This is a genomic window from Caballeronia sp. INDeC2 (assembly GCF_023631325.1).
Classification (GTDB): Bacteria; Pseudomonadota; Gammaproteobacteria; order Burkholderiales; family Burkholderiaceae; genus Caballeronia.
The window spans coordinates 18628-40455 of record NZ_JALQDG010000021.1 but is presented as its reverse complement, the minus strand read 5'-3'; the positions used below and the strand labels follow the sequence as shown (position 1 = coordinate 40455).

At 63.3% G+C, this 21828-nt stretch carries 29 protein-coding genes; 18 read left to right on the top strand and 11 right to left on the bottom strand.

Going from position 1 to position 21828, the window contains the following annotated elements; translation table 11 throughout:
* Positions 1 to 274: 274 nt before the first annotated feature.
* A complete protein-coding gene (locus NCS28_RS12980; RefSeq protein WP_250514185.1) occupies positions 275 to 520 on the top strand; it encodes a hypothetical protein in 246 nt (81 codons plus the stop codon).
* 70 nt (positions 521 to 590) lie between these two features.
* On the opposite strand, the gene NCS28_RS12975 is transcribed toward NCS28_RS12980, so the two are convergent.
* Entirely contained in the window at positions 591 to 974 is a 384-nt protein-coding gene (locus NCS28_RS12975) for a GNAT family N-acetyltransferase (RefSeq protein ID WP_250514184.1), read from the bottom strand.
* Positions 975 to 1408: 434 nt separating this feature from the next.
* Between NCS28_RS12975 and NCS28_RS12970 the strand changes: the two genes are divergently transcribed.
* The 3 genes from NCS28_RS12970 (at position 1409) to NCS28_RS12960 (ending at position 2388) form a co-directional block, all read left to right on the top strand.
* The gene (locus NCS28_RS12970; RefSeq protein WP_250514183.1) at positions 1409 to 1600 is read left to right on the top strand and encodes a hypothetical protein; all 192 of its coding nucleotides are present in this window, start codon (positions 1409 to 1411) and stop codon (positions 1598 to 1600) included.
* Between the two features lie 272 nt (positions 1601 to 1872).
* Positions 1873 to 2094, top strand: a complete 222-nt coding sequence (locus tag NCS28_RS12965) for a hypothetical protein (RefSeq protein WP_250514182.1) — start codon at positions 1873 to 1875, stop codon at positions 2092 to 2094.
* Between the two features lie 123 nt (positions 2095 to 2217).
* Positions 2218 to 2388 carry a dodecin family protein gene (locus tag NCS28_RS12960; protein WP_502801183.1) on the top strand — a complete coding sequence of 57 codons (171 nt, stop codon included), beginning with the start codon at positions 2218 to 2220 and terminating at the stop codon, positions 2386 to 2388.
* Positions 2389 to 2480: 92 nt separating this feature from the next.
* Here NCS28_RS12960 and NCS28_RS12955 read toward each other — a convergent pair whose 3' ends face one another.
* Positions 2481 to 3182 (bottom strand): FadR/GntR family transcriptional regulator, encoded by a 702-nt coding sequence (locus tag NCS28_RS12955; RefSeq protein ID WP_250514181.1) that lies wholly within the window; start codon positions 3180 to 3182, stop codon positions 2481 to 2483.
* Positions 3183 to 3526: 344 nt separating this feature from the next.
* Between NCS28_RS12955 and garL the strand changes: the two genes are divergently transcribed.
* The 3 genes from garL to gudD all read left to right on the top strand — a co-directional run bounded on the left by garL (position 3527) and on the right by gudD (position 7034).
* Positions 3527 to 4312, top strand: coding sequence for a 2-dehydro-3-deoxyglucarate aldolase (gene garL / locus NCS28_RS12950; RefSeq protein WP_250514180.1), 786 nt, complete (start codon positions 3527 to 3529; stop codon positions 4310 to 4312).
* A gap of 45 nt (positions 4313 to 4357) precedes the next feature.
* Positions 4358 to 5266, top strand: a complete 909-nt coding sequence (locus NCS28_RS12945; protein ID WP_350029786.1) for a 2-hydroxy-3-oxopropionate reductase — start codon at positions 4358 to 4360, stop codon at positions 5264 to 5266.
* Positions 5267 to 5693: 427 nt separating this feature from the next.
* Positions 5694 to 7034 (top strand): glucarate dehydratase, encoded by a 1341-nt coding sequence (gene gudD, locus NCS28_RS12940; RefSeq protein WP_250514178.1) that lies wholly within the window; start codon positions 5694 to 5696, stop codon positions 7032 to 7034.
* Between the two features lie 15 nt (positions 7035 to 7049).
* Here gudD and NCS28_RS12935 read toward each other — a convergent pair whose 3' ends face one another.
* The 3 genes from NCS28_RS12935 to NCS28_RS12925 all read right to left on the bottom strand — a co-directional run bounded on the left by NCS28_RS12935 (position 7050) and on the right by NCS28_RS12925 (position 8552).
* Positions 7050 to 7868, bottom strand: a complete 819-nt coding sequence (locus NCS28_RS12935) for a DUF72 domain-containing protein (RefSeq protein WP_250514177.1) — start codon at positions 7866 to 7868, stop codon at positions 7050 to 7052.
* Between the two features lie 6 nt (positions 7869 to 7874).
* Entirely contained in the window at positions 7875 to 8141 is a 267-nt protein-coding gene (locus tag NCS28_RS12930; protein WP_250514176.1) for a cupin domain-containing protein, read from the bottom strand.
* Between the two features lie 105 nt (positions 8142 to 8246).
* Positions 8247 to 8552, bottom strand: coding sequence for a hypothetical protein (locus NCS28_RS12925; protein WP_250514175.1), 306 nt, complete (start codon positions 8550 to 8552; stop codon positions 8247 to 8249).
* A 458-nt stretch (positions 8553 to 9010) separates the two neighbouring features.
* Here NCS28_RS12925 and arsC point away from each other — a divergent pair, with 458 nt between their 5' ends.
* The 3 genes from arsC (at position 9011) to NCS28_RS12910 (ending at position 11246) form a co-directional block, all read left to right on the top strand.
* Complete coding sequence (arsC, locus tag NCS28_RS12920) at positions 9011 to 9433, top strand: arsenate reductase (glutaredoxin) (RefSeq protein WP_250514174.1); 423 nt, start codon at positions 9011 to 9013, stop codon at positions 9431 to 9433.
* A gap of 124 nt (positions 9434 to 9557) precedes the next feature.
* A complete protein-coding gene (locus NCS28_RS12915) occupies positions 9558 to 9839 on the top strand; it encodes a hypothetical protein (RefSeq protein ID WP_187606583.1) in 282 nt (93 codons plus the stop codon).
* A gap of 234 nt (positions 9840 to 10073) precedes the next feature.
* Positions 10074 to 11246 (top strand): GGDEF domain-containing protein, encoded by a 1173-nt coding sequence (locus tag NCS28_RS12910; RefSeq protein ID WP_250514173.1) that lies wholly within the window; start codon positions 10074 to 10076, stop codon positions 11244 to 11246.
* Here NCS28_RS12910 and NCS28_RS12905 read toward each other — a convergent pair.
* Positions 11243 to 11737, bottom strand: a complete 495-nt coding sequence (locus NCS28_RS12905) for an MgtC/SapB family protein (protein ID WP_250514172.1) — start codon at positions 11735 to 11737, stop codon at positions 11243 to 11245. The genes NCS28_RS12910 and NCS28_RS12905 overlap by 4 nt on opposite strands.
* 130 nt (positions 11738 to 11867) lie before the next feature.
* On the opposite strand from NCS28_RS12905, the gene NCS28_RS12900 reads away from it, so the two are divergent.
* Positions 11868 to 12266 carry a RidA family protein gene (locus NCS28_RS12900; protein ID WP_250514171.1) on the top strand — a complete coding sequence of 133 codons (399 nt, stop codon included), beginning with the start codon at positions 11868 to 11870 and terminating at the stop codon, positions 12264 to 12266.
* Positions 12267 to 12272: 6 nt separating this feature from the next.
* On the opposite strand, the gene NCS28_RS12895 is transcribed toward NCS28_RS12900, so the two are convergent.
* The gene (locus tag NCS28_RS12895; protein ID WP_250514170.1) at positions 12273 to 12869 is read right to left on the bottom strand and encodes an alpha-ketoglutarate-dependent dioxygenase AlkB family protein; all 597 of its coding nucleotides are present in this window, start codon (positions 12867 to 12869) and stop codon (positions 12273 to 12275) included.
* Positions 12870 to 13050: 181 nt separating this feature from the next.
* Between NCS28_RS12895 and NCS28_RS12890 the strand changes: the two genes are divergently transcribed.
* Entirely contained in the window at positions 13051 to 13452 is a 402-nt protein-coding gene (locus tag NCS28_RS12890) for a response regulator (RefSeq protein WP_250514169.1), read from the top strand.
* A 6-nt stretch (positions 13453 to 13458) separates the two neighbouring features.
* Here the strand turns inward: NCS28_RS12890 and NCS28_RS12885 are convergent, their stop codons facing one another.
* Both NCS28_RS12885 and NCS28_RS12880 read right to left on the bottom strand, forming a co-directional pair.
* Positions 13459 to 14265, bottom strand: coding sequence for an endonuclease/exonuclease/phosphatase family protein (locus NCS28_RS12885; RefSeq protein ID WP_250514168.1), 807 nt, complete (start codon positions 14263 to 14265; stop codon positions 13459 to 13461).
* Positions 14266 to 14315: 50 nt separating this feature from the next.
* A complete protein-coding gene (locus NCS28_RS12880; protein ID WP_250514167.1) occupies positions 14316 to 14837 on the bottom strand; it encodes a hypothetical protein in 522 nt (173 codons plus the stop codon).
* A 327-nt stretch (positions 14838 to 15164) separates the two neighbouring features.
* Here NCS28_RS12880 and NCS28_RS12875 point away from each other — a divergent pair, with 327 nt between their 5' ends.
* The 5 genes from NCS28_RS12875 to NCS28_RS12855 all read left to right on the top strand — a co-directional run bounded on the left by NCS28_RS12875 (position 15165) and on the right by NCS28_RS12855 (position 19690).
* A complete protein-coding gene (locus NCS28_RS12875) occupies positions 15165 to 16142 on the top strand; it encodes an AAA family ATPase (protein ID WP_250514166.1) in 978 nt (325 codons plus the stop codon).
* A gap of 185 nt (positions 16143 to 16327) precedes the next feature.
* Positions 16328 to 17428, top strand: coding sequence for an NAD(P)/FAD-dependent oxidoreductase (locus NCS28_RS12870; RefSeq protein ID WP_250514165.1), 1101 nt, complete (start codon positions 16328 to 16330; stop codon positions 17426 to 17428).
* 134 nt (positions 17429 to 17562) lie between these two features.
* On the top strand, positions 17563 to 17880 hold the full coding sequence (locus NCS28_RS12865) for a high-potential iron-sulfur protein (RefSeq protein WP_250514164.1): 318 nt from the start codon (positions 17563 to 17565) through the stop codon (positions 17878 to 17880).
* A gap of 197 nt (positions 17881 to 18077) precedes the next feature.
* Positions 18078 to 19367, top strand: a complete 1290-nt coding sequence (locus tag NCS28_RS12860; protein WP_250514163.1) for an MFS transporter — start codon at positions 18078 to 18080, stop codon at positions 19365 to 19367.
* Positions 19368 to 19378: 11 nt separating this feature from the next.
* Positions 19379 to 19690, top strand: coding sequence for a cupin domain-containing protein (locus tag NCS28_RS12855; RefSeq protein ID WP_250514162.1), 312 nt, complete (start codon positions 19379 to 19381; stop codon positions 19688 to 19690).
* 4 nt (positions 19691 to 19694) lie between these two features.
* Here the strand turns inward: NCS28_RS12855 and NCS28_RS12850 are convergent, their stop codons facing one another.
* Positions 19695 to 19964, bottom strand: coding sequence for a hypothetical protein (locus tag NCS28_RS12850; protein WP_250514161.1), 270 nt, complete (start codon positions 19962 to 19964; stop codon positions 19695 to 19697).
* A 61-nt stretch (positions 19965 to 20025) separates the two neighbouring features.
* Entirely contained in the window at positions 20026 to 20781 is a 756-nt protein-coding gene (locus NCS28_RS12845; RefSeq protein ID WP_250514160.1) for a Mut7-C RNAse domain-containing protein, read from the bottom strand.
* Positions 20782 to 20825: 44 nt separating this feature from the next.
* Between NCS28_RS12845 and NCS28_RS12840 the strand changes: the two genes are divergently transcribed.
* A complete protein-coding gene (locus NCS28_RS12840) occupies positions 20826 to 21770 on the top strand; it encodes an NAD(P)-dependent oxidoreductase (RefSeq protein WP_284504841.1) in 945 nt (314 codons plus the stop codon).
* Positions 21771 to 21828 lie beyond the last annotated feature (58 nt).

Here is a 21828-nt window from a genome sequence, read left to right as displayed (position 1 = left end):
CGTGTTGAGGTTCCCCGCGACGGCGGCGTCTTGGTAAAAGAAGCAAACGACCAGGACGAAGCGTTGTCGCTAGCACGACGACTATGCCCCAAAGGCCAAACTTGTCTGCTCCCCGCCGAGGAGTCTTCGGAGACACTGCACGACGAGCTTCCTCTTGCGAGCAAGCGACGAGGAGTTGATGACTTTGCCTAGAGAAGTCAGGTAAAGGCTTTGGCGGCATTCAGGCTCGCGTCGTGCTGAACGTGGTTAGCGCTCGTGTTCTCGAAGGCTGACCATGAAAATCACTTTTACTGCGCACACTGCCGCGGAGAATGGGGACAAAGAATCGCACTGTTTCCACTTTCTTGTAGAGAACGGCGGAACCGAGGCTCGAACGGACTCCATCACGCTCCGCACTGCACGAGTTCTCGTCCGTGAACTAGCGAACCGCACGGGACTGGACGCGATGATGCGGAAAATTGTCGCAACACCAGAGGCAGAGTTCGACGCTTTGGTTGGTGCTCGCTTCGAAAACCGCTAGTCGACCTTTTCTGGTGCGATTTAGTTCGAGCGCCGATTCCTTAAACCAACTGCACAGGATGCACGCGCGGCTACACTACCTTTTTCCCGAGAAAAAGGCCTTGCTCCGCCTGCAGGTCCGCGCCGGTGGAAAACGCCGGCTCGAATCCCATGCGCCAAAAAAATCGCTTTCCCAACCGGCTCGTTCTCGACATATCGACCATGAGCGTGTGGTAGCCCGCTTTCGCGGCATTCGACTCCAGTCCCGTCAGCACGGCGCGCCCGATGCCAGCGTTGGGCATTCGACTATAGATACAGACGAGCTCGGCGACGCCGAAATCGAGCCGTTTGAACGCACCACAACCGACAGCCTCACCCTTCGCGGTTCGAGCAATGAGGAAGCGCCCTCGGGCGGAGCTTATGTCACCGTGCGAGAAGCGCGACTGTCCGTCGATGCCCAAATATAGGGCTTGCATTGCTGCCATTTCGTCGAGAAGAACTCGCCCGTCATAGCACCATATTCCTTCTCGTTGAACGAGGACAGGGAGAGAAGCGGATGTCATACGAATGTCCGATGGCGACTGTTTTCTTTCGTTAGCAAGAAGGGAGCCACAGAGTCCTCTCAGACAGGGGAATCTAGCTTTTCCGCTGCATCCACGACGTGACTCTGGTTGCGAGCAAATCTGAAAGTGGCGGCGCCTCTCCGACGAATCAATTTCACGCTCGGCGTAACGCGAATGAGGATAGTCAAAGCCAAGGCTCTTCTTGTCGCACTTTTGATTGTGAAAGTCGGTCAAAAACACCGGCCGTGCCCCGAGCATGCAGAAATTATTTTTAAGGCTCCGTATGTATAAGTGCTTGCGTGCAACAATGAACACGCAGAGCCGCCACTTGGTTGGCGCGGGACATCATGCAAACACTCGAAGGCGCGGACGACGCCGAAATCGTCATTCGACCTCGCGATGCCGGCGGGTGGCGCATCGAATTTCCTCGTGGGCCCGGGATGTTTGTTGCCGTGGTCAGCCAGCAACATAAGGCACTGATGCTTGCCAGGCAGCTGCAGCCATCCGCACACATTCGCATCCTTCCTGGCCGCGATTAAGCGCAGTAATCCGCTCAGCAGCGACGGGGCAACCGCACTCTCTGTGACTGGCCGCCAACTGGAGCCAAGGCCGCGAAAAATCGCGTTTATCCGAGCCGCGGTCTTCTTTTGAAAGTCGATACCGCGTCATCTGCGGCTGCAACTTGAAGAGGTACTTGTCGCGACGGCTCTGAAAGCGACGTAACTAGCAATCTACGCGAACACGGGCCCGACTTGCCGTCAAGGTACGGCAGTTGCTGTCCAGCGCTCGTCATCTACTCGAGGAGCAAAATATGGCTGGCGACAGCGCATACAAACCAGGTGAACGCGTGAAGGTGTCGGGCATCTACTCCGTCGTCCACGACGACGGCAAAGATACGTTCGAAGTTACGTGTGTTGAGGGCGAGCACTTTCCCCCAACGCGAAGCGGCAAGGGAGCGCATTTCGAGTTGAAGTACGCCGCGACTCACTCGCACAAGCACGACGAGCTGAAGGGCACGGAAGGTCGCAGCTAGCTCGACAAAGGGCTTCGGCGCCTCTCCGTTTGACCGCATGCAGTGACGGTCCAAAGCCCAGTTCTATATCGAAGGCAGGACCAACAACCAACGGTGAAAACACATTGTGTCTTGGGAGCTCGTATGTCTGACCATGTTTACAAACTTATCGAAATCACTGGCTCTTCACTCGAGTCATCCGATAAAGCAGTCGAGGTTGCGCTTCAGAAAGCATCGGAGACCGTGAAGAACATCGAATGGTTTCAAGTGACGGAAACCTCTGACGTCAAACGCGCATCTGTAGTTATCCACTGAAACGCGCGGTGCTTGTTAACTACTACCACGTATACATACGGACTCTTTTGTTTACTTAAGCAACGTGGCCGCATTGCTCAAAACCACAGCGCTCAGGTCGCCGCGCCATGCACCTGTCTCAACCGCTCACGGCTATTACTCAAATGCATGCGCATCGCTGCACGCGCGTCGTCGGGATCCTGACGCAGGATCGCCTGATAGATCGCCTTGTGCTCGTTGAGCACGTTGCGCAAGCGCTCGATCTGATCCAGCTTCGCAATCTCCGCTTTGCCGAGTCGCGTACGCGGACTGACGCCGCGTCCCATCTGGCTCAGCACGTCATGGAAATAACGGTTGCCGCTCGCACGCGCAATCTGCAAATGAAACTCGACGTCGTGTTGCAGTACATCCGTGCTCCCACTCGACAGTTGTTCCTCGAAGCGTTTGAGCGCGACGGCAATCAGCTTGAGATGCGCGTCCGTGCGACGACCGGCGGCAAGCGCGGCGGCCGCGCCTTCCAGATCGATGCGAAATTCGATGATCGCCATGATGTCGAGCAGGCTCGACAGATCCGCGTCCGGCAGACGCACGGCTTCGCGATCCCCGGGCGCCCGAATGAACGTGCCGACGCCGTGCCGCGTTTCGACCACGTTCGCCGCCTGCAAGCGCGACACCGCTTCACGCACGACCGAGCGGCTCACCGACAGTTGCTTCATTAGCGCGACTTCGGTCGGGATTTTGTCGCCGGGACGGAGAACGCCCCGTTCGATATCCTCGAACAGGCTTGCGACGACTTTTTCGGTGAGACTGGCCATGGTGTTTCTGAAGTCAATGGAGTTTGTTGTCGGACGTCCTCCTTCAACTAGGATCGAAGCAGATTACAGGCGCTACGCGAAGGCGCTTGCGGATGTCCGACGACGCATCTTCCCGTCGGCAAGCGCGCTAGTCAATTCGGTGATCCTCGCGCATCATGGTACATAGAAATAAGACATCGTATAACAACGAACCTGATTGCACTCATGAAACCGCCTGATATGCAAGGATGTAAGGGTTAACGCCGCTGTCGATCAACTCGAAATCAGTTGTACCCTGTGTTAAGACGTCTGATGACATAACGCTCTCAGACACGCTGCTTTCGCCGTAGCCACAGGGAGGCCCCATGTCGTCTTCGTCACCGTATCAACCGCTGCCCAATTCATTCCGAACGTCGCTGCGTGAGCGCAAGAAGCTGATCGGCTGCTGGATGTCGCTGGCGAGTCCGGTCGTCACCGAACTGGTCGGCGTGGTCGGCTTCGACTGGATGCTGCTCGACGCCGAGCACGCGCCGAACGACGCGCTCACGCTCATCCCGCAATTAATGGCGCTGAAGGACAGCCAGAGCGCGCCCGTCGTGCGCCCGCAAGCGAACGATCCTGTCGCGATCAAGAAGCTGCTCGACGCGGGCTTCGTGAATTTCCTGATCCCGTTCGTCGATAACGCCGCCGAGGCCGAGCGCGCCGTCGCCGCGACGCGTTATCCTCCTCAGGGCATCCGCGGCGTGTCGGTCGGGCATCGCGGCAATCGCTACGGCACGGTTCCGAACTACTTCCAGGTGGCGAACGACAACATCAGCGTCGCGGTGCAGATCGAGAGCCGCGCGGCGGTCGAAGCGATCGACGAGATCATCGCGGTCGATGGCGTCGATGCGCTGTTCGTCGGCCCGTCGGATCTCGCGGCGGCGTACGGCCACCTCGGCAACGCCAATCATCCGGACATGCAGGCGGTCATCGCACATGTGTTCGAGCGCGCGCACGCGGCGGGCAAGCCGAGCGGCATTCTCGCGCCCGTTCAGGAAGACGCCGAGCGCTACATCGCGCAGGGCTGCACGCTCGTCGCGGTATGCGCGGATCTCGGCATGCTCAGAAACGCCGCACAGGCGGTCAGGAAACACTTCATCCCGGCGTGAGAGCGACACGCGCCATCCTCGACCGGGCCGACACCGAAAATCGACATCAAGGAGCGATACATGCAAAAGGCAGGCTTCATTGGACTGGGCATCATGGGCAATCCCATGGCGGCCAATCTTCTTAAGAACGGCGTCGAGCTCGCGGCGTTCACGCGTAGCGGCGTGCCCGCCGACCTCACGGGCGCTGGTGCCACGGCATGCGATTCGCCGGCCGCCGTCGCCGAGAAGGCGGACGTGATCTTCATCATGGTGCCGGATACGCCGGACGTCGAACGTGTGCTGTTCGGCGAGAACGGCGTCGCCGGCAAGCTGAAGAGCGGTCAGATCGTCGTCGACATGAGCTCGATTTCGCCGATCGCCACGCGCGAGTTCGCGGCGAAAGTGCGCGAGAAGGGCGCCGATTATCTCGACGCGCCCGTGTCGGGCGGCGAAGTCGGCGCGAAGGCCGCGTCGCTCACGATCATGGTCGGCGGCGCGCAAGCGACCTTCGACAAGGTCAAGCCGCTCTTCGACATGATGGGCAAGAACATCTCGCTGATCGGCGAAGTCGGCGCAGGGCAGGTGTGCAAGGTCGCGAATCAGGTGATCGTCGCGGCGACCATCGAGGCGGTCGGCGAGGCGTTGCTGCTCGCGTCGAAGGCGGGCGTCGATGCTGAAAAGGTCCGCACCGCGCTGATGGGCGGCTTCGCGTCGTCGCGCATTCTCGAAGTGCACGGCGAGCGCATGACGAAGCGCACGTTCAATCCGGGCTTTCGCATCGAACTGCATCAGAAGGATTTGAATCTGGCGCTCGCGACCGCGCAGGCGCTCGGCGTCGCGCTGCCGAACACGTCGACGTGCATGCAGTTGTTCAACGCGTGCGCGGCGCACGGCGGCAAGGCGTGGGATCACTCGGGCATGGTGCGCGCGCTCGAAATCATGGCCGATCACGAGATCGGACAGAAGGCGAAGTAACCCCTTCCGCTACTTTGATGCTGCCGGTCTTTTCCGGCGGCATCGTCTCGGCGCTTTTCGATGCGCGCGAAATGCTCGATCGCGAAGCCGCCACACTTCTCCGCAGCGATCCTCAAACCACGCGAGATCCACGTCCGCGTGCCCATGCTACGTTGTTGATGAACGATCGTAAGTGGTAGTCATCAGACCTCTTAGGTAATCCTTTTGGCCAAAGCGCTCTGCAACGGATGTTTCGTCTCATGGTCATGCCGGTAAAGGCTCAGGCCCGAAAGGGTAAACGCGCGATTGGCACGAAATGAACGCCGTCATACAATGTCATCAGACAACGTATAACGCAATTTGATTACGCGAATCGGGTCATTGCACGACCGTCACGCGGTCCCTCGCGGCGCGCACTGTCACTCGCTCATCTCACAGGATCACGCTCATGTCCACGAAAGCCCATTCCACTCCGACAATCACGGAATTGCGCGTCGTGCCGGTTGCCGGCCGCGACAGCATGCTCATGAATCTCTCCGGCGCGCACGGGCCGTTCTTCACGCGCAACATCGTAATCCTGAAGGACAGTGCGGGTAACACGGGCGTGGGCGAAGTACCGGGCGGCGAGGCCATCCGAAAGACGATCGACGATGCGCGCGCGTATGTGGTCGGGCAATCCATCGGCAACATACAGGCGGTGCTCAACAAGGTTCGCAAGGCATTCGCCGATCGCGACGCAGGCGGTCGCGGACTGCAAACCTTCGATCTGCGCACGACGATCCACGCCGTCACGGCGCTCGAAGCCGCGCTGCTCGACCTGCTCGGCCAGCATCTGGGCGTGCCTGTCGCGGCGCTGCTCGGCGAAGGCCAGCAGCGCGATGAAGTCGAAATGCTCGGCTATCTGTTCTACATCGGCGATCGCAACAAGACGGATCTGCCGTACGCGTCCGGCGCGGACGACAAGGACGACTGGGAACGCCTGCGCACCGAAGTCGCGCTGACGCCGGAAGCGGTCGTGCGTCTCGCGGAAGCGGCGCAGGCGCGCTACGGATTCAACGACTTCAAGTTGAAAGGCGGCGTGCTCGCCGGCGACGCGGAAATGGAAGCGGCCACCGCGCTGGCCGAACGTTTCCCCGAAGCGCGCGTGACGCTCGATCCGAACGGCGCATGGTCGCTCGCCGAAGCGATCCGCCTGTGCCGCGACAAGCACGACGTGCTCGCCTACGCGGAAGATCCGTGCGGCGCGGAAAACGGCTATTCGGGCCGCGAAGTGATGGCCGAGTTCCGCCGCGCGACCGGCCTGCCGACGGCGACCAACATGATCGCGACCGACTGGCGTCAGATGGGTCACGCGATCCAGTTGCAATCCGTCGATATCCCGCTCGCCGATCCGCATTTCTGGACGATGCACGGCTCGGTGCGCGTCGCGCAGATGTGCAACGACTGGGGCCTCACGTGGGGCTCGCACTCGAACAATCATTTCGACGTGTCGCTTGCGATGTTCACGCACGTCGCCGCTGCCGCGCCGGGCAAGATCACGGCCATCGACACGCACTGGATCTGGCAAGACGGCCAGCGTCTGACGCGCGATCCGCTGCAGATCGTCGGCGGCAAGGTGAAGGTGCCGGAAGTGCCGGGCCTGGGCGTCGAATTGGATATGGACGAAGTCGAGAAGGCGCATGCGCTGTATCAGCAGCACGGCTTGGGCGCGCGCGATGACGGCGTCGCGATGCAGTATCTGATTCCGAACTGGAAGTTCGATAACAAGAAGCCTTGCCTCGTGCGTTGAGACTTTGAGGCGCTGCTACTTTTTCAACCGCTCGATGAGCGCGATCGCCGCGGCGGGATTGCGCTCCTTGAAGCCGCTGATGACGTAGAGAAACACATCGCGCGACGCCGCCTTCGGGGCCGCCGTCTGGCCGAACGTCTGCAAGTCGTCCGGCGAGCCGCCCGCGGCCCACGTTTTCGCGCGATCTGTCCATTGATCGAGCGCCGCCTTCGCATAGCCGTTCGCCTGCTTGTCCGTCGTGCCCATGATGCGCGCGTAGACGAACGGCGCGGTCACGTCCGCGATCTGCGGATATTTCGAATCTCCCGCGATGACCACTGCGACGCGATACTTTTGCGCGAGCGCGACGAACGCCGCATCGCAGAAACTCTCGTGCCGGACTTCGATCGCGTGACGAATCGCGCGTCCTTCGACTTTCGCGGGCAGCAGTTCCAGAAAGCGCTCGAAATCTTCGGGATCGAACTTCTTCGTCGGCGCGAATTGCCAGTTGATCGGGCCGAGCTTGTCCTGAAGTTCGAGCACGCCGCTGCCGAAGAAACGCTCGATCGTATCGCCGGCTTCGGCGAGCACACGGCGATTCGTCGCGTAGCGCGGCGCCTTGAGCGAGAACACGAAATCGTCGGGCGTCTCGTCGCGCCACTTGATGAACGTCGTGGGCTTCTGCGACCCGTAGAACGTGCCATTCACTTCGATGCTCGTGAGCGCGCGGCTCGCGTGTTCGAGTTCGCGCTTCTGCACGAGATCTTCGGGATAAAACGTGCCGCGCCACGGCTCGTACGTCCATCCACCGACGCCGATGCGGATCTGCCCGGTCTTGCTCTTCGATGTAGCCATGAGCGCTTATTTGCGGCCGACGAGATAGCTCACGCCCTCGGGACCGTACTGCTCCGAGTGCTCGATATTCGTCGCGAGATGGAAGATATCGCCCGGGCGATAGGTGTTCACGCCGTCGCCGGTGCGGATCGTGAGGTCGCCTTCGAGAATCAGCGCCTTGGCTTCGAACGGATGCACGTGGACATCGAGCGAACCGTTCGGCTCGCGCGTCACCGTGACGGCTTCGGCGAAGCCTTCGCTGGAAAGGAGTGCGAGAAATTCGTCGCGCCGCATGATCGCCGTTCCGTGAGAAAAGGGAGTGCGCGCCCGCTCGTTTCGAACGGACGCGCGTGGGTCATGCACGCATGCTAACGCAGTTGAACCGGCTTCGTTGCCCGCTCAGTTGCCGAAGAAGATGTTGCATTGCGGCCCGCGCGTACAGGGCTTCGATGCGGCGCTGTCCATCGTGCCCATCGTGGTATTGCCGGCCGCGCCGCGCGTCATCGGTGCTCCGCCGTACGACGTGTCGCTCGATTGGTCCTGCTGCATTGCGCTTTGCTGGGGCGCGCCGGGATCGGTCCAGGTATCGGCGGTGGCCTGTCCGGGCACTTGCGCGGTGCGATAGTAAGTCTGCTGGGCCGAAGCGAGGCCCGCAGTGGCAAGTAGCGAGGCGGCGAGCGCCGCCATGGCGATACGAGATTTCATGTCGACTCCTTGATCGGAAGGCGCGCTCGCGTGACTGCCGCGTAACGCTATTCTCTGATTCGGACGGTTGATCCGCACGGAACGTGCCACGAGTGCTGCGGCGCCATGCGTAGCACGCAGGCCGGACGGATATGGCTCCGGTTCCGGCGTGGCTGCGTGCGCCGTGGCCGGTTCCCGAACTCGTTGATGTGCGATTCACGCACGGCATCTCGCCGATACGATGCAGGCGGAGCGCCGGTGCGCTTGCCGGCGAAGGGGACCCGCAGGTCCGCAGAAGACGCATGCCGCGCTGCACATTTCTTTATAGGCTGAGGATGTCCGAATGAACAGCACAATCGAGTGTGCATCCCGGATACGGTCGCGCGCGTGGCGCGAGGCTGTCGGTCGCGTCATCGCGGCTCGTTCTAGAATGCGAGCGTGCCATCACGCTCACTCCGAACCGCAGGGACATCGCGACAATGACCGTCACCATCTACCACAATCCGAAGTGTGGAACCTCGCGCAACACGCTCGAACTGATCCGCAACGCGGGCATCGAGCCGGCCGTGATCGAGTATCTGACGCATCCGCCGAGCCGCGAAACGCTCGTCGCGCTGATCGCGCGCGCGGGTCTTTCCGTGCGCGAAGCCCTGCGCGAGAAGGGCACGCCGTATGCCGAACTCGGTCTCGACGACCCGAGCCTCACCGACGATCAGCTCATCGACGCAATGCTCGCGCACCCGATCCTCATCAACCGGCCGTTCGTCGATACGCCGAAGGGCGCGCGGCTGTGCCGTCCGTCGGAACTGGTGCTCGATATCCTGCCCGAAGCGCAGAAAGGACCGTTCACGAAGGAAGACGGTGAAGTCGTCATCGACGGATCCGGCAAGCGCGTGCGGTAGAACACGTTCACGCCGGCTGACCGTTACCTGACGTTACCTTTCTGGCAGACCCGTTGCACCTGTATCCGCCATCGCTTTTTAGACTGCACTGACTCATAGAGCACTCGGTGCAAGGAGAAAGCGCATGAAGAAGAAACTTCTTGGAACGGCGATCGGGCTGGCGGGGATCGTGGCACTTGCAATGTCGGCATCGGCGAATGCGCACGTCGATGTCGCGGTGGGCGTGGGCGTGCCGGTGTACGCGCAGCCCGCCGTGCCGGTCGGCTATTACGGATACGGCGACGGTTACGGCTACCGTCGCGATGACTGGCGCGAGCGCGAATGGCGCCGTCACGAATGGCGTGAGCGCCGCTGGCATCACGAGATGCGTCGCGAGGAGCGCTGGCGCGACCGTCATGGATGGTAAGGCGTGGGAAATCGCTTGAACGGACGCGGCGGGCCGAAAGGCTGCGCCGCGTTTTTGCTTTCGACGTGCTTTTGACATGCGGCCACACGCCGCACATCGCCTTGTTCAAGGTGCGCCCGTTCGTGCCGTAAACACGTGGGCAATGTCGGATACTCGTGCTTCTTTCGCCGCGAATCCCCGTCAGCGAAACGCGCCCTCCTTCAGCACGAGCGATATACCGCCCACTTTTCAGCGATGTTCAGTCCCGTCAGCATTCTCGTCGTCACCGCGCTATCGAGCATTCTCTCGATACTGGTGCTGATTTCGCTGCTCTCGCATGCGATTGCAGGCGTGCGCCGCTGGCTGCTGGCGAACGTGCTCGCAATCGCTTCGCTCGTGCTCTTCGCCTTGCAGAACGTGGCGCCCGCGTGGCTCGGTATCGTTGCGGCAAACCAGTTGCTCGCCGCGACGATCCTGCTCATCTACGAAGGGTGCAACGATTTCTTCGATGTTCGCACGCGCCCCGCGCAGCGCTGGACCGGCTGGCTCATGTGGCTCGGGGTGATGGCGGGCATCGCGTACTTCACCTACGTCGTGCCCGATGTGCACGTGCGCGTGGTGATCGTGTCGGTGTTTCATGCCGCCTGCGATCTGGCCATCGCCCGCCGCGTGCTGCTCGCGCGCCCGAAAGATCGGCCGCGCTACAACTATCTGTTCGTCGCGGGCGCGGCCGCGCTCGGCGCGCTCGGTCATACGGCGCGCGGCGCGATCTACGCCGTGAAGCCGCCCGCGCAGGCGGCGCTGCTGCAGCCCGGGCCGATGCAGATCACGTTTCTCGCGCTCGGCATTCTCGTGCTGCCGTCGCTGTGCATCGGCCTCGTGATGATGGCGCACGACCGGCTCGCGCAGCGCCTCGAACGGCTCGCGCGCTTCGACGACCTCACCGGCGCGCTGTCGAGAAAAGCGTTCCTGGCGACGGCGGCCGAGCGTCTCGCGCGCGCCGGACAGAAACGCGACTGCGAGTATGTCGCCGTCGTCGACGTCGATCACTTCAAGAGCGTCAACGACCGTTACGGTCACGCCGCGGGCGACGAAGTGCTGCGTCATTTCGCGTCGATCGTGCGCTCGCGCATTCGCGACGGCGACGCGTTCGGGCGCATCGGCGGCGAGGAGTTTTGTCTCTTCTGCACGGCGGAGCGTATCGAGGATGTCGCCGCGCTCGTCGAGCGTCTGCGCAAGACGGTCGAAGCGACGCCGTGCGAAGTGCCCGGCGGCCTGCTGCATTACACGTTCAGCGCGGGCATCGCGGCGTGGGACGGGCGCGAGCCGCTCGCGTCGCTGATGGCGCGCGCCGACGGCCTGCTCTATGCCGCGAAGATGGCGGGCCGCAATCGCGTGAAGGCGCCCGTCGCGGGCGCACTCGCTTAAACCTCTTCGACGTCGCCGTACTGCTGGCGCTCGCCTTCCGGCTTGTTCATCCAGCGCCGCAGAAGACGCTTTTCGACGACGCGCCCGATCGTCATCAGCGCGATCATCAGAATCATCGCGATGAACGCGACGCTCCACACGCCCAGCCCGCAGACGATGCCGACGGCGGCCGTCACCCAGATCGACGCCGCCGTGGTCAGCCCGCGCACGCGGTTCTCGCGCGGATTCTGCAGGATCACGCCCGCGCCGAGAAAGCCGACGCCGGTCACGATGCCCTGCACGGCACGCGATACATCCGCTTCGTGGGAGAGCGTCATCGAGAAACCTTGCGCGCACATCGTCGCGATGCACGCGCCGAGGGACACGAGCCCGAGCGTCTTCATGCCGGTCGGCTTGCCGTGCAGATCGCGGTCGATGCCGATGATGCAGCCGATCAGCATCGCGGCCAGCATGCGCAGGACTGCATCGGCGAGAATGGGGTAGGGAAGCATCGGGTATGAGAAGGTAACCGTAAGCCGCATCATCTTCGCACGGGGCGAAACACGCGTGCAATTTTGGCGCGCTAACGTGCCGGTTGTTGTGCCGGTTCCGTTCGATACGGAAGCAAAACGAGGAGGCGAAGTGAGCCAGCAGCCCAAATTCACGATGGTCGATGACGCGCCGAAGCCCGTCGGGCCTTTCTCGCACGCGGCGGAAGCCGACGGCTGGGTGTTCTTCACCGGCCAGATGCCGACCGATCCCAATGACGACGCCGCGCCGTTGCCCGAAGGCGTCGCCGCGCAGACGCGTCGCGTGATGGACAACCTGATTCTCGTGCTGCACGGCGTGGGACTAACGCTCGACAACGTGGTCAGCGCGCGGATCTTCCTGACTGAGTTCAAACGCGATTACGACGCGATGAACGCGGTGTATCGCTCGTACTTTCTGCCGAAGCCGCTGCCGGCGCGCACGTGCGTCGGTGTGACGGGACTTGCGCGCGATGCGCTCGTCGAGATCGACTTCGTCGCCAAACGTGCGTAGGCGGCTTCATTTGCGCTTCGATGCATCGACCCAGCGGAATGTGAGATTGATGCGTTCGCCGCGCGCGGCCGGCTCCTTGGGCACGCGATGCACCCATTCCTGCTGCGTGCGTCCGCGCATGACGAGCAGGCTGCCGTGCGTGAGCGCGAGCGTGTGCGTGGCGTGCGTGCGCGCGTGGCGGAACTCGAAGGTGCGCGTCGCGCCCAGACTCACCGATGCGATCACCGGCTCCGGGCCGAGTTCGCGTTCCTTGTCGGCGTGCCAGCCCATGCTGTCGAGCCCGCCGCGATAGCGATTGAGCAGCACGCTGTTGAAGCGCGCAGCGCACGCGGCTTCGGCGCGCTCGCGCAATTGCGCGACGGCGGGCGTCCACGGCTGCGGCACGTTGCGAATGCCCGAATACACATAGACCGCGTCCGGCTCGCCTTGCCACGCGGTCAGGCGCGGCAACGGCACGCGGCCGCCGGGCGTCGTCATCGTGTCCTGCTGCCAGCCGACTTCCGCGATGAGCGCGCCCATCAGATCGGAGCCTTCGTCGGCATCGATCCAGTCCGGATGCCACACGAGGTCGGGCTTGGGGATGTCGTCGAATAGATCGAACATGGCGGCGGTGCGGGACGGCGGCGGATGAAGCATTCACGATAGCAGAGCCGTCGCGCGCCGTGATTGCGGGTTCATTTTCTTGGCGCGAACACCGCTGTGCTACATTCCCCGAATCATCTCAATAAAGTCGGGCGAGGGTCGGAATACCGGTTTCGCGCGGCGACGACTCACGGGGAATTGCATGAACACCACCGCCGGAGCAAGCGGCGGCGCGGCGCCAGGCCGCCGCGTTCTGCTCGTCGACGACAGCGACGATGCGGCGCTTGCCATGTCGATGCTGCTCGAAGCGCTCGGCCATGAAGTGCGCACGGAGCATGACGGTCCGCGCGCGCTCGCATCGATCGACGATTTCAAGCCCGACGTGGTCCTGCTCGATATCGGCTTGCCGGGCATGAGCGGTTTCGACGTCGCGCGCGAAATGAGAAAGCGCGACGCGACCAAAAGCGTGTTGCTGCTCGCGTTGACCGGTTGGGGCAGCGGCGCCGACCGTCAGGACGCGCTCGACGCGGGCTTCGATCATCATCTGACGAAGCCTGTCGATATCGCCGATCTGGAAACGCTGCTCGCGAGACCGCGAGTGTAAGCGCTTTTATTCCACGCGCAGCCGCGCCATGTACGGCAGGTGATCCGAGAGCCACGCCGTGTCCTGCGTCGGCACGAGCCATTCAACGGGCGCGAGGCCGCGCACGAACATCTTGTCGAGCGCGAGCGCGGGCGAAAACGCCGGGAACGTGCGGCCGGATTCGCCGAGCATCGTCGCGACTTCGCTCATGCCTAGTTCGCCGAAGAGCGGCACGGAGTCGTTGCGCCAGTCGTTGAAGTCGCCCGCGAGCATGAGCGGACCTTCAGGCGCTTCCTTCGCGATCCAGTGCGCGATCCAGTTCATCTGACGCAGCCGCGCCTGACGCGTAAGCGCCAGATGCGCGCACAGCAGCGTGATCGACTGACCGGCGAACGTCGCGCGCGCGACCAGTAACCCCCGCTTTTCGAAACGATGCGCGGAGATGTCCCAGCGCCCGGAAAGATCGAGCGGATGCGGCGAGAGAATTGCATTGCCGTGTCGCCACGATGGCTTGAACACGTTCGGCCCGAGCGCGATCTGCAATTCGAGCGCGGTGGCGATTTCGGTTGCCTGGCAATGCCAGACATCGTCGAGCGGCGCATTGAGCGGCTTGCCGAAGCCGCTTGCGAGCATGGGCTGCGGCATGCGCCGCGCCATCGCTTCCTGAAGGAAATAAACGTCCGCGTTGGTGGTCTGAACCCACCGCTGCATCGCCGTCCACGCGCGCAAGCCGAGCGGCGAGCGGCCCTTGTGCAGGTTCCAGCTCACCGCCGTGAAATCGGGTGTGGCCGAATGAGAGGACGGGCCTGGCGGAAGATGTTCTGGGTTTCGCATGCGTTCTTCGTCTGGAGCGGCGGCGTTCGAAGCCTATGTCGCCGCGGTTGTCATTGCGCCACCGTCGATGAACCCAGGCTCGCGCGCACTCGATACGCGAGCGACGGGTTGCTGTCGATGATCTGCCATTGCCCCCATTCGCCCGGCTTGAGCACGAGGCCCGGATGCGACCCGCTGACCTGACGCGGCACCGGCGGCAGTTTGCAGCCGGATGACGATACGCGCGTGCCGTCGTCCTGCAAGGTTTCCTGCGCGTCGATGGCGAGCGTGATGTCGTCGGCGCTCGCGTGCGTCGGCGAAACGGTGATCGTGCGTTGCAGGTCGATGTCGCCCGCGGGCTGATCCGCGCACCCGACGCGGTTTTGCACCTTGTTGTGATGCGTGTCCGTGCGCGCCTGTCCGACGTTCGTCGTGCCGGAAAATGAATCGATCTGTTGGCCGTCGCGCACGACCTGCAATTCCCAGGTCACCGGCTGCGTCGCCGTGGTTTGTGCGTGCGCGCCGAGTGCGGCGAAACAGGCGCTCGTCGCGAGCGCGAAGTTCAGAAAGGCGGTGCGTATCGTTTTATGCATTGAAAGCGGCTCCTGCGCGTGGACTGTTCGGATGGCGGCGCGCTTTGCGGGCGGCCGCTGGATCGGCGATCCTCGGCGATTTCCTTGTGACACGGCCGCGCGGATCGGGTTCAGCCTGCCCCGCGTAATTACACGATCGAGGGCAGAGCAGATTTCGAACCCGCCCGGCGTTGCGATCCCGACGATGATACTAGCGCGCGCCGATTGCGGCTTTATCGAGGAAAAGGGCGTCCGGTTTAGCAGCACACGTGTGCGACTGCTCGCTTGCACGCGGTTTTGGCGCCGATACACTGGACTCGTCGACCATAAAAAATGACGGGGTGTGACATGACGACAGCCGTGGTCAAACAGGAGCTGGCGGTGGCATCGTTCAGCAAGGTCTACAGTCTCGACGACGTGGAATCCGCGCTCAACGACCTCTCCGAAGGCGCGAGCGACGCCTTGCGCGCCATCTACGAAAAGATGCTCAAGGTGGGCAATCTGCGCTTCTGCGTGAAGCCGAACCGCATGCCGTCCATCGACGATCTCGCCGCCGATCTGCCGAACTTCGAAGAGCCGCTCGCCGATGTCCGCAAGCAGATCGCGCTGTGCCTCGAAACCGACGATCGCCTCGAACTCATGCCGATGCTGCTGCTCGGCGAGCCGGGCATCGGCAAGACGCATTTCGCGAAGCAACTCGCGCGGCTGCTCGGCACGTCCTGTCATTACGTGGCGATGAGCTCGCTCACGGCGGGCTGGGTTCTGTCGGGCGCGTCGTCGCAGTGGCGCAACGCGAAGCCGGGCAAGGTCTTCGATGCGCTCGTCAACGGCAGCTATGCGAATCCCGTGATCACCGTCGATGAAATCGACAAGGCCACCGGCGATGCGCAATACGATCCGCTCGGCTCGCTCTATGCGCTGCTCGAGCACGACACGGCGCAGACTTTCATCGACGAATTCGCCGAGGTGCCGATCAACGCGGGCAATGTCGTGTGGATCGCCACGGCCAACGACGCGCGCGCGATTCCCGAGCCGCTCCTGAACCGCATGAACGTGTACGAGATCGAGCCGCCGGATCGCGACGGCGCACGACGCATCGCGCAATCGATTTACGCCGAAATCCGCAATACCCACGCGTGGGGCGCTCGCTTCCCCGAAACGCTCGGCGACGCGCCGCTCGACGCGCTCACGCAGGCGTCGCCGCGCGGCATGCGGCGCGCGATGCTCAACGCGTTCGGCAATGCGCGCATCGACCAAAGGCATCACGTCGAGGCGCGCGACATCCAGTTGGACCGCAATTCGCGCAAGAAGGCGATCGGCTTCTGAAGATCCGTTGCTTGCGAAATTGCCAAAAAGGCCGCCAAAACCTGTCATTTTTGACATCTGACGGCCAGTTTCCTGCCTTTTTCTGCATTGCGCCGAAAAACGATTCAATCAATGTGCGTTTGTTGTGTATCGCGCAATAGTCCCGAACGTAAAATAGTTGGGATAAATCTGCGGCAGGAAAAGACATGGATCGGATCGAGTGCGTAGTAATCGGAGCGGGCGTCGTCGGACTGGCGATCGCTCGCGCCCTGGCGATGCGCGGACGCGAAGTCATCGTGCTGGAAGCGGGCGAGGGCATCGGCATCGGTACGAGTTCGCGTAACAGCGAGGTGATTCACGCGGGCATCTACTATCCGCGCGGATCGCTGAAGGCCGAGTTGTGCGTGCGCGGCCGCGACATGCTCTACGAATTCTGCCGCGCGCATGGCGTGCCGCACCGGCAATGCGGCAAGCTGCTCGTCGCAACCGCGCGCAATCAGGTGCCGCAACTGGCGGCGCTGCAGCAGAAGGGCATCGAGAACCGCGTGAAGGGACTCGAGCGCATAAGCGGCGCGCAGGCGGCGGAGATGGAGCCGCAATTGCAATGCGTCGAGGCGGTGTGGTCGCCGCTGACGGGCATCGTCGACAGTCATCAGTACATGCTCGCGCTGCAAGGTCAGGCGGAGAACCACGGCGCGAACATCGTGTTCCATACGCCGGTCGCGTCCATCGATGCGCGCGAGGGCTGCTTCATCGTCGAGACGGGCGGCGAATCGCCCGCGCGCTTGCGGGCGTCGTATCTGATCAACAGCGCGGGACTGAACGCGAACGCGATCGCGCGCAGCATTCGCGGCCTCGACGACCGCCACGTGCCGCCACTCTACTTCGCCAAGGGCAATTACTTCAGCGTGAGCGGACGCGCGCCGTTCGAGCGGCTGATTTATCCGATGCCCAACGAAGCGGGGCTGGGCGTGCATCTGACGATCGATCTCGGCGGGCAGGCGAAGTTCGGCCCGGACGTCGAATGGGTGCAGGCGCTCAACTACGATGTCGATCCGCGCCGCGCCGATTCCTTCTACGCCGCGATTCGCGCGTACTGGCCGGGTCTGCCCGACGACGCGTTGCAGCCCGCCTACGCGGGCATCCGGCCGAAGCTGTCCGGTCCGGGTCAGGCCGCGGCGGATTTCGTGATTCAGGGCAAGTCGGCGCACGGCGTGCCGGGGCTCGTGAACCTGTTCGGCATCGAATCGCCGGGATTGACGGCATCGCTTGCGATCGCGGAGCGCGTGGCGGACATGGCGCGCTAGATCGACATGCGACTTTCCGCCGTCCCTTATCTCTAACATTTGACGTCGTCGACCCGCTTCCAGGTTGTTATGCTCGGACATCGCCGTCGCCAAGAACGGCGCTTTTCCCCCAATACAACATGGAGCGAGTCACCATGAAGACATCACGTCGCGCGTTTCTCATCACCAGCGCGGGCGTCGCCTCGACGTTCGCGCTCGGCTCCCGGGCGGTCTTCGCCGCCGATGCGCCGAAAGTCCCCGAAAGCGATCCCACCGCGCAGGCGCTCGGCTACAAGGAAGACGCGAGCAAGGTCGACAAGGCCAAGTACGCGAAGTACGCCGCCGGACAGGACTGCGGCAACTGCCAGTTCTATCAGGGCAAACCGACGGACGCCTACGCGCCATGCCCGATGTTCAGCAACAAGCAGGTCGCATCGAAGGGCTGGTGCAGCGCGTATGTGAAGAAGGCGTAAGCGCGAAAGACATCACACGAAGAGCGCGCCCGGCCGAAAGGCCCGGCGCGCTTTTCTTCGTTCGCAATTCGCTTGATCGGGATAAAAAGCGTCTTTACACTCGCCAAGGCAAAAAGAGCCGCGCGTGCGCATCTTTGGAGTGACGCGAACGAAGCGCGGACAGGCCAACGCCGATCGATGCACACACAGGGGATCGCATGCCAGGAACACCATTGAACGCGCGCGCCGTGACCGCGGCGGTCATCGGCAACGCGCTGGAGTGGTACGACTTCACCGTGTTCGGTTTCATGACGGTCGTCATCGCCCGCTTGTTCTTTCCGGGCGACAACGACTACTCGTCGATTCTTCTGACCACCGCGACCTTCGGCGTCGCGTTCGTGATGCGGCCGGTCGGCGGCATCGTTCTCGGTCTCTACGCCGATCGCGCGGGGCGCAAGGCGGCGCTGACGCTCGTCATCGGACTCATGACGCTCGGCATCTTCCTGCTCGCGATAGCGCCGCCGTATTCGGCGATCGGTATTGGCGCGCCGCTCGTCATCGTGTTCGCGCGGCTGTTGCAGGGATTCTCCGCGGGCGGCGAATTCGGCAGCGCGACCGCGCTCCTGATCGAAGCCGCGCCGTTCTCGAAGCGCGGCTTCTACGGCAGTTTCCAGATGGCGAGCCAGGCCGCTTCGCTGCTGCTCGGCGCGATAGTCGGCTCGGCGATTTCGCGCGGACTTTCGCCCGAGGCGCTCGATGCATGGGGATGGCGCGTGCCGTTCATCCTCGGTCTCGTGATCGGGCCGATCGGTCTGTATATCCGCCGCAACATGACCGACACCGAAGCGTTCCTGCACGCGAAGAAAACCGCGCGCCGCGCGACGCTCGGCGAAGTGTTCCGCACGCATAGCCGTGAAGTGCTCTGCGGGCTCGGCTCGGTGATCGCGCTGACGGTGAGCGTGTATGTGCTGATCGCGTATCTGCCGACGTTCGCCGTCAAGCAACTGAAGCTGCCGTTCGAGCAGTCGTTCACGGCGTTGATCGTCGGCAATCTGCTGTTGACGGTGCTATCGCCGGTCGCGGGCGCGTGGTCGGATCGCATCGGGCGCAAGGGGCTTTCGCTGTGGTCGCTCGCGATCACGCTCGTGGTGATCTATCCGCTCTTCGCGTGGCTCGCGGCGCAGCCGAGCGTGATGCGGCTCGTGATCGTGCAGGCGCTGTTGTCGATCGCGCTCTCGGGCTACTATGGGCCGTTCGGCGCGCTCATTGCCGAGTTGTTTCCGGCGCACGTGCGCTCGACGGGGCTTTCTCTCGCGTACAACATCGCCGTCATGATCTTCGGCGGCTTCGGGCAGTTCATCGTGACGTGGCTCATTCGCGTAACCGGATCGCAGCTCGCGCCCACCTTCTATGTAATGGGCGGGATCGCGCTCTCGTTGATCGCGGTGGCGTGCATTCCGGCGACGCGCCACGCGGATGTCGATGAAGCCCGCGATTTCAACCGCTAGGCGGCAATCAAATGAAAGTGATCGAAAGTGGCAAGTTCACGGCCGGACGCGCATGGGGCGCGCTCGATATCTGCGTGATGAACGGCACGTCGTGCCGCCTGCACTGGACCGACAAGCCGTACAAATGGCACGTCAACGACGGCGAGGAAGTGTTCGCCGTGATGCAGGGCGAAGTGCGGATGCATCTGCGCGACGGCGAAGGCGAGCGCGTCGTGACGCTGCGCGCGGGCGATATCTTTCACGCGCAAGCGGGCGACGAGCATTTCGCCGAACCGGTCGGCGAGGCGCGCATTCTCGTGATCGAGAAGGAAGGGAGCGTGTGAGGCCTTAGCGCTCCAGACCGGCCTTCACCAGCAACTCGGCCAGCACTTCCGTCATTCCGCCTTCGTGCGTCTCGGCGCGCTCCTTCAGTTGCTTCACGAGCTTTTCGTCGAGCTTGCATGCGAACGGCACGAGGCCCTTGGCCTGATCGAGCTTGCGCTGCTCGCGACGATCGGTTTTCGGCGCATCCGCGCCACCCGCGCGTGCGCGGCCGCCTTGCTTCAGGTCGTTGGCCAGTTTGAATGCCTTGGTCTGTTCCAGTTGAAATTTGTTCACGCGATGCTCCAGGGGCAGGATTGAGGTCAGGGGCCGTATTGTACGGAACGCGACGACCGTCCTAGCGGCCCGCTTCCGCCAGCGCGTCGATCCGCGCGCGCATGCGCCGCCAGTGCGACCCTTCCCAGAACACGCGACGACACACGTCGCAGGTGACGAAGCGCGTATGCCGCTCGCGCACGCCGTCGGGCACGCGGCCATCGATTTCATCGGGCACGGCCGGGCGCAACGGCGCGTTGCACATCAGGCAGAGCCGAAACGCCCGTACGTGCTGCGTCAGGTCGAGGCGCTCGGAGACTTCGCGGAATTGCTCGTCGGGCTGAAGCGCGCGGACATAACAACCGCGCAACACGGTGCGGCGCTTGAGCAGCTCACGATCGCGCGTGAGCACGATGCGCGATTCGTCGTGCGCGAGCTGCTCGATTTCATCGTCGGGGAAGTTGTTGTCGTAGCGGGTGTCGAAGCCCGCGAGCCGCAGTAGTTGCGCGAGCCCGCCGAGATGCGCATCGGCGATGAAGCGCAGATCCGGTGCGCAGAGCGGCGGCCGAAGCAGCGGCGTGCCGTTCGCCATGCCTTCCGGCGCGTGACGGGCAGGATAGACCTCGATGACATCGTCGGCTTCGATCTGCGCGTCGAACCCGACCGGGCGGCCGTTCTTCACGATCAGATCGACTTCCGTGTGCGGCACGCCGAGCGCCTCGATCATGTGCTTCGTCGATGAAGACTTCGCGCACGCGCACACGAATGCGTGCCCGCGCAAGGATCGAGCGAGGAAATCGTTCAGTTCGCGATGGAAGTGAAAGCGCGCCTTGACCATGCAGTGAGTATCGCATTGCGCGCCGCTGCGCGCTTCGCGTCGATATGCTCTACTGGCGCTCGGGCCGCGCGGCTTCCCGCGCGCGGCGGGCGAACAAGGCAAAGGAGCACGCGAGCATGGACATCGGATTCATTGGACTGGGCGAAATGGGCGGCGCGATGGCGAGCAACGCGCTCAAGGCGGGGCACACGGTGCGCGTCTGGAACCGCTCGCGCGACAAGACGCGCACGCTCGCGGACCAAGGCGCGTCGGTGGTCGATACGCCCGAGCAAGCGTTCGCTGGCGACGCCGCCTTCTCCATGCTCGCCGACGACCACGCGCTGCGCTCCGTGCTCGTCGACGGCGGATTGCTCAAGCACGCGCCGAAGGGCCTCGTGCACGTCAACATGGCGACGATCTCGGCGGCGCTGGCGATCGAACTGGCCGAGTTGCATGCGCAGCACGGCGTCGCGTATGTCGCCGCGCCGGTGCTCGGGCGGCCGGACGTCGCGGCGGCGGGCAAGCTCAACATTCTCGCCGCGGGTGCGAGCGATGCGATCGATCGCGTTCAGCCGGTGCTCGATGCGCTCGGTCAGAAAACCTGGCGCGTCGGCAGCGAGCCGCAGCACGCGAACGTGCTCAAGCTCGCGGCGAATTTCATGCTCGCAGCGGCGATCGAAAGCTTCGGCGAGGCGGCGGCGCTCGTGAGCGGCCACGGCATCGAATCGCAGACGCTGCTCGACGTCATCACGAATTCGCTGTTCCCGGGGCCGGTGTATCAGGGCTACGGAAAGATGATCGCCGAGCGCCGCTACGAACCGGCGCTCTTCAAGGCGCGGCTCGGGCTGAAAGACGTGCGTCTCGCGATCGCCGCCGGCGATGCCGTGAACGTGCCGCTGCCCGTGGCGAGTGTCGTTCGCGACAACCTTGTCGATGCACTCGCGCACGGCGACGGCGAGAAGGACTTCGCCGTGCTCGGTCAGGTGGCGGCGCGGCGCGCCGGACGCTGATTCCACTTACGCGGTGTGACGAAGGCGGCGTCGTGCCCGAATCGGCGTGGGCAGACGG

Excerpts from the sequence above, each read along its gene's own strand:
- NCS28_RS12840 (WP_284504841.1), top strand. The coding sequence starts at position 20,826 with ATGCTCTACTGGCGCTCGGGCCGCGCGGCTTCCCGCGCGCGGCGGGCG.
- NCS28_RS12980 (WP_250514185.1), top strand. The coding sequence starts at position 275 with ATGAAAATCACTTTTACTGCGCACACTGCCGCGGAGAATGGGGACAAA.
- NCS28_RS12865 (WP_250514164.1), top strand. The coding sequence starts at position 17,563 with ATGAAGACATCACGTCGCGCGTTTCTCATCACCAGCGCGGGCGTCGCC.
- NCS28_RS12925 (WP_250514175.1), bottom strand. The coding sequence starts at position 8,552 with ATGAAATCTCGTATCGCCATGGCGGCGCTCGCCGCCTCGCTACTTGCC.
- NCS28_RS12975 (WP_250514184.1), bottom strand. The coding sequence starts at position 974 with ATGCAAGCCCTATATTTGGGCATCGACGGACAGTCGCGCTTCTCGCAC.
- NCS28_RS12875 (WP_250514166.1), top strand. The coding sequence starts at position 15,165 with ATGACGACAGCCGTGGTCAAACAGGAGCTGGCGGTGGCATCGTTCAGC.
- NCS28_RS12890 (WP_250514169.1), top strand. The coding sequence starts at position 13,051 with ATGAACACCACCGCCGGAGCAAGCGGCGGCGCGGCGCCAGGCCGCCGC.
- NCS28_RS12895 (WP_250514170.1), bottom strand. The coding sequence starts at position 12,869 with ATGTTCGATCTATTCGACGACATCCCCAAGCCCGACCTCGTGTGGCAT.
- NCS28_RS12930 (WP_250514176.1), bottom strand. The coding sequence starts at position 8,141 with ATGCGGCGCGACGAATTTCTCGCACTCCTTTCCAGCGAAGGCTTCGCC.
- NCS28_RS12965 (WP_250514182.1), top strand. The coding sequence starts at position 1,873 with ATGGCTGGCGACAGCGCATACAAACCAGGTGAACGCGTGAAGGTGTCG.
- NCS28_RS12915 (WP_187606583.1), top strand. The coding sequence starts at position 9,558 with ATGAAGAAGAAACTTCTTGGAACGGCGATCGGGCTGGCGGGGATCGTG.
- NCS28_RS12955 (WP_250514181.1), bottom strand. The coding sequence starts at position 3,182 with ATGGCCAGTCTCACCGAAAAAGTCGTCGCAAGCCTGTTCGAGGATATC.
- NCS28_RS12960 (WP_502801183.1), top strand. The coding sequence starts at position 2,218 with ATGTCTGACCATGTTTACAAACTTATCGAAATCACTGGCTCTTCACTC.
- NCS28_RS12935 (WP_250514177.1), bottom strand. The coding sequence starts at position 7,868 with ATGGCTACATCGAAGAGCAAGACCGGGCAGATCCGCATCGGCGTCGGT.
- NCS28_RS12860 (WP_250514163.1), top strand. The coding sequence starts at position 18,078 with ATGCCAGGAACACCATTGAACGCGCGCGCCGTGACCGCGGCGGTCATC.
- NCS28_RS12905 (WP_250514172.1), bottom strand. The coding sequence starts at position 11,737 with ATGCTTCCCTACCCCATTCTCGCCGATGCAGTCCTGCGCATGCTGGCC.
- NCS28_RS12880 (WP_250514167.1), bottom strand. The coding sequence starts at position 14,837 with ATGCATAAAACGATACGCACCGCCTTTCTGAACTTCGCGCTCGCGACG.
- garL (WP_250514180.1), top strand. The coding sequence starts at position 3,527 with ATGTCGTCTTCGTCACCGTATCAACCGCTGCCCAATTCATTCCGAACG.
- NCS28_RS12855 (WP_250514162.1), top strand. The coding sequence starts at position 19,379 with ATGAAAGTGATCGAAAGTGGCAAGTTCACGGCCGGACGCGCATGGGGC.
- gudD (WP_250514178.1), top strand. The coding sequence starts at position 5,694 with ATGTCCACGAAAGCCCATTCCACTCCGACAATCACGGAATTGCGCGTC.
- NCS28_RS12970 (WP_250514183.1), top strand. The coding sequence starts at position 1,409 with ATGCAAACACTCGAAGGCGCGGACGACGCCGAAATCGTCATTCGACCT.
- NCS28_RS12885 (WP_250514168.1), bottom strand. The coding sequence starts at position 14,265 with ATGCGAAACCCAGAACATCTTCCGCCAGGCCCGTCCTCTCATTCGGCC.
- arsC (WP_250514174.1), top strand. The coding sequence starts at position 9,011 with ATGACCGTCACCATCTACCACAATCCGAAGTGTGGAACCTCGCGCAAC.
- NCS28_RS12870 (WP_250514165.1), top strand. The coding sequence starts at position 16,328 with ATGGATCGGATCGAGTGCGTAGTAATCGGAGCGGGCGTCGTCGGACTG.
- NCS28_RS12845 (WP_250514160.1), bottom strand. The coding sequence starts at position 20,781 with ATGGTCAAGGCGCGCTTTCACTTCCATCGCGAACTGAACGATTTCCTC.
- NCS28_RS12910 (WP_250514173.1), top strand. The coding sequence starts at position 10,074 with ATGTTCAGTCCCGTCAGCATTCTCGTCGTCACCGCGCTATCGAGCATT.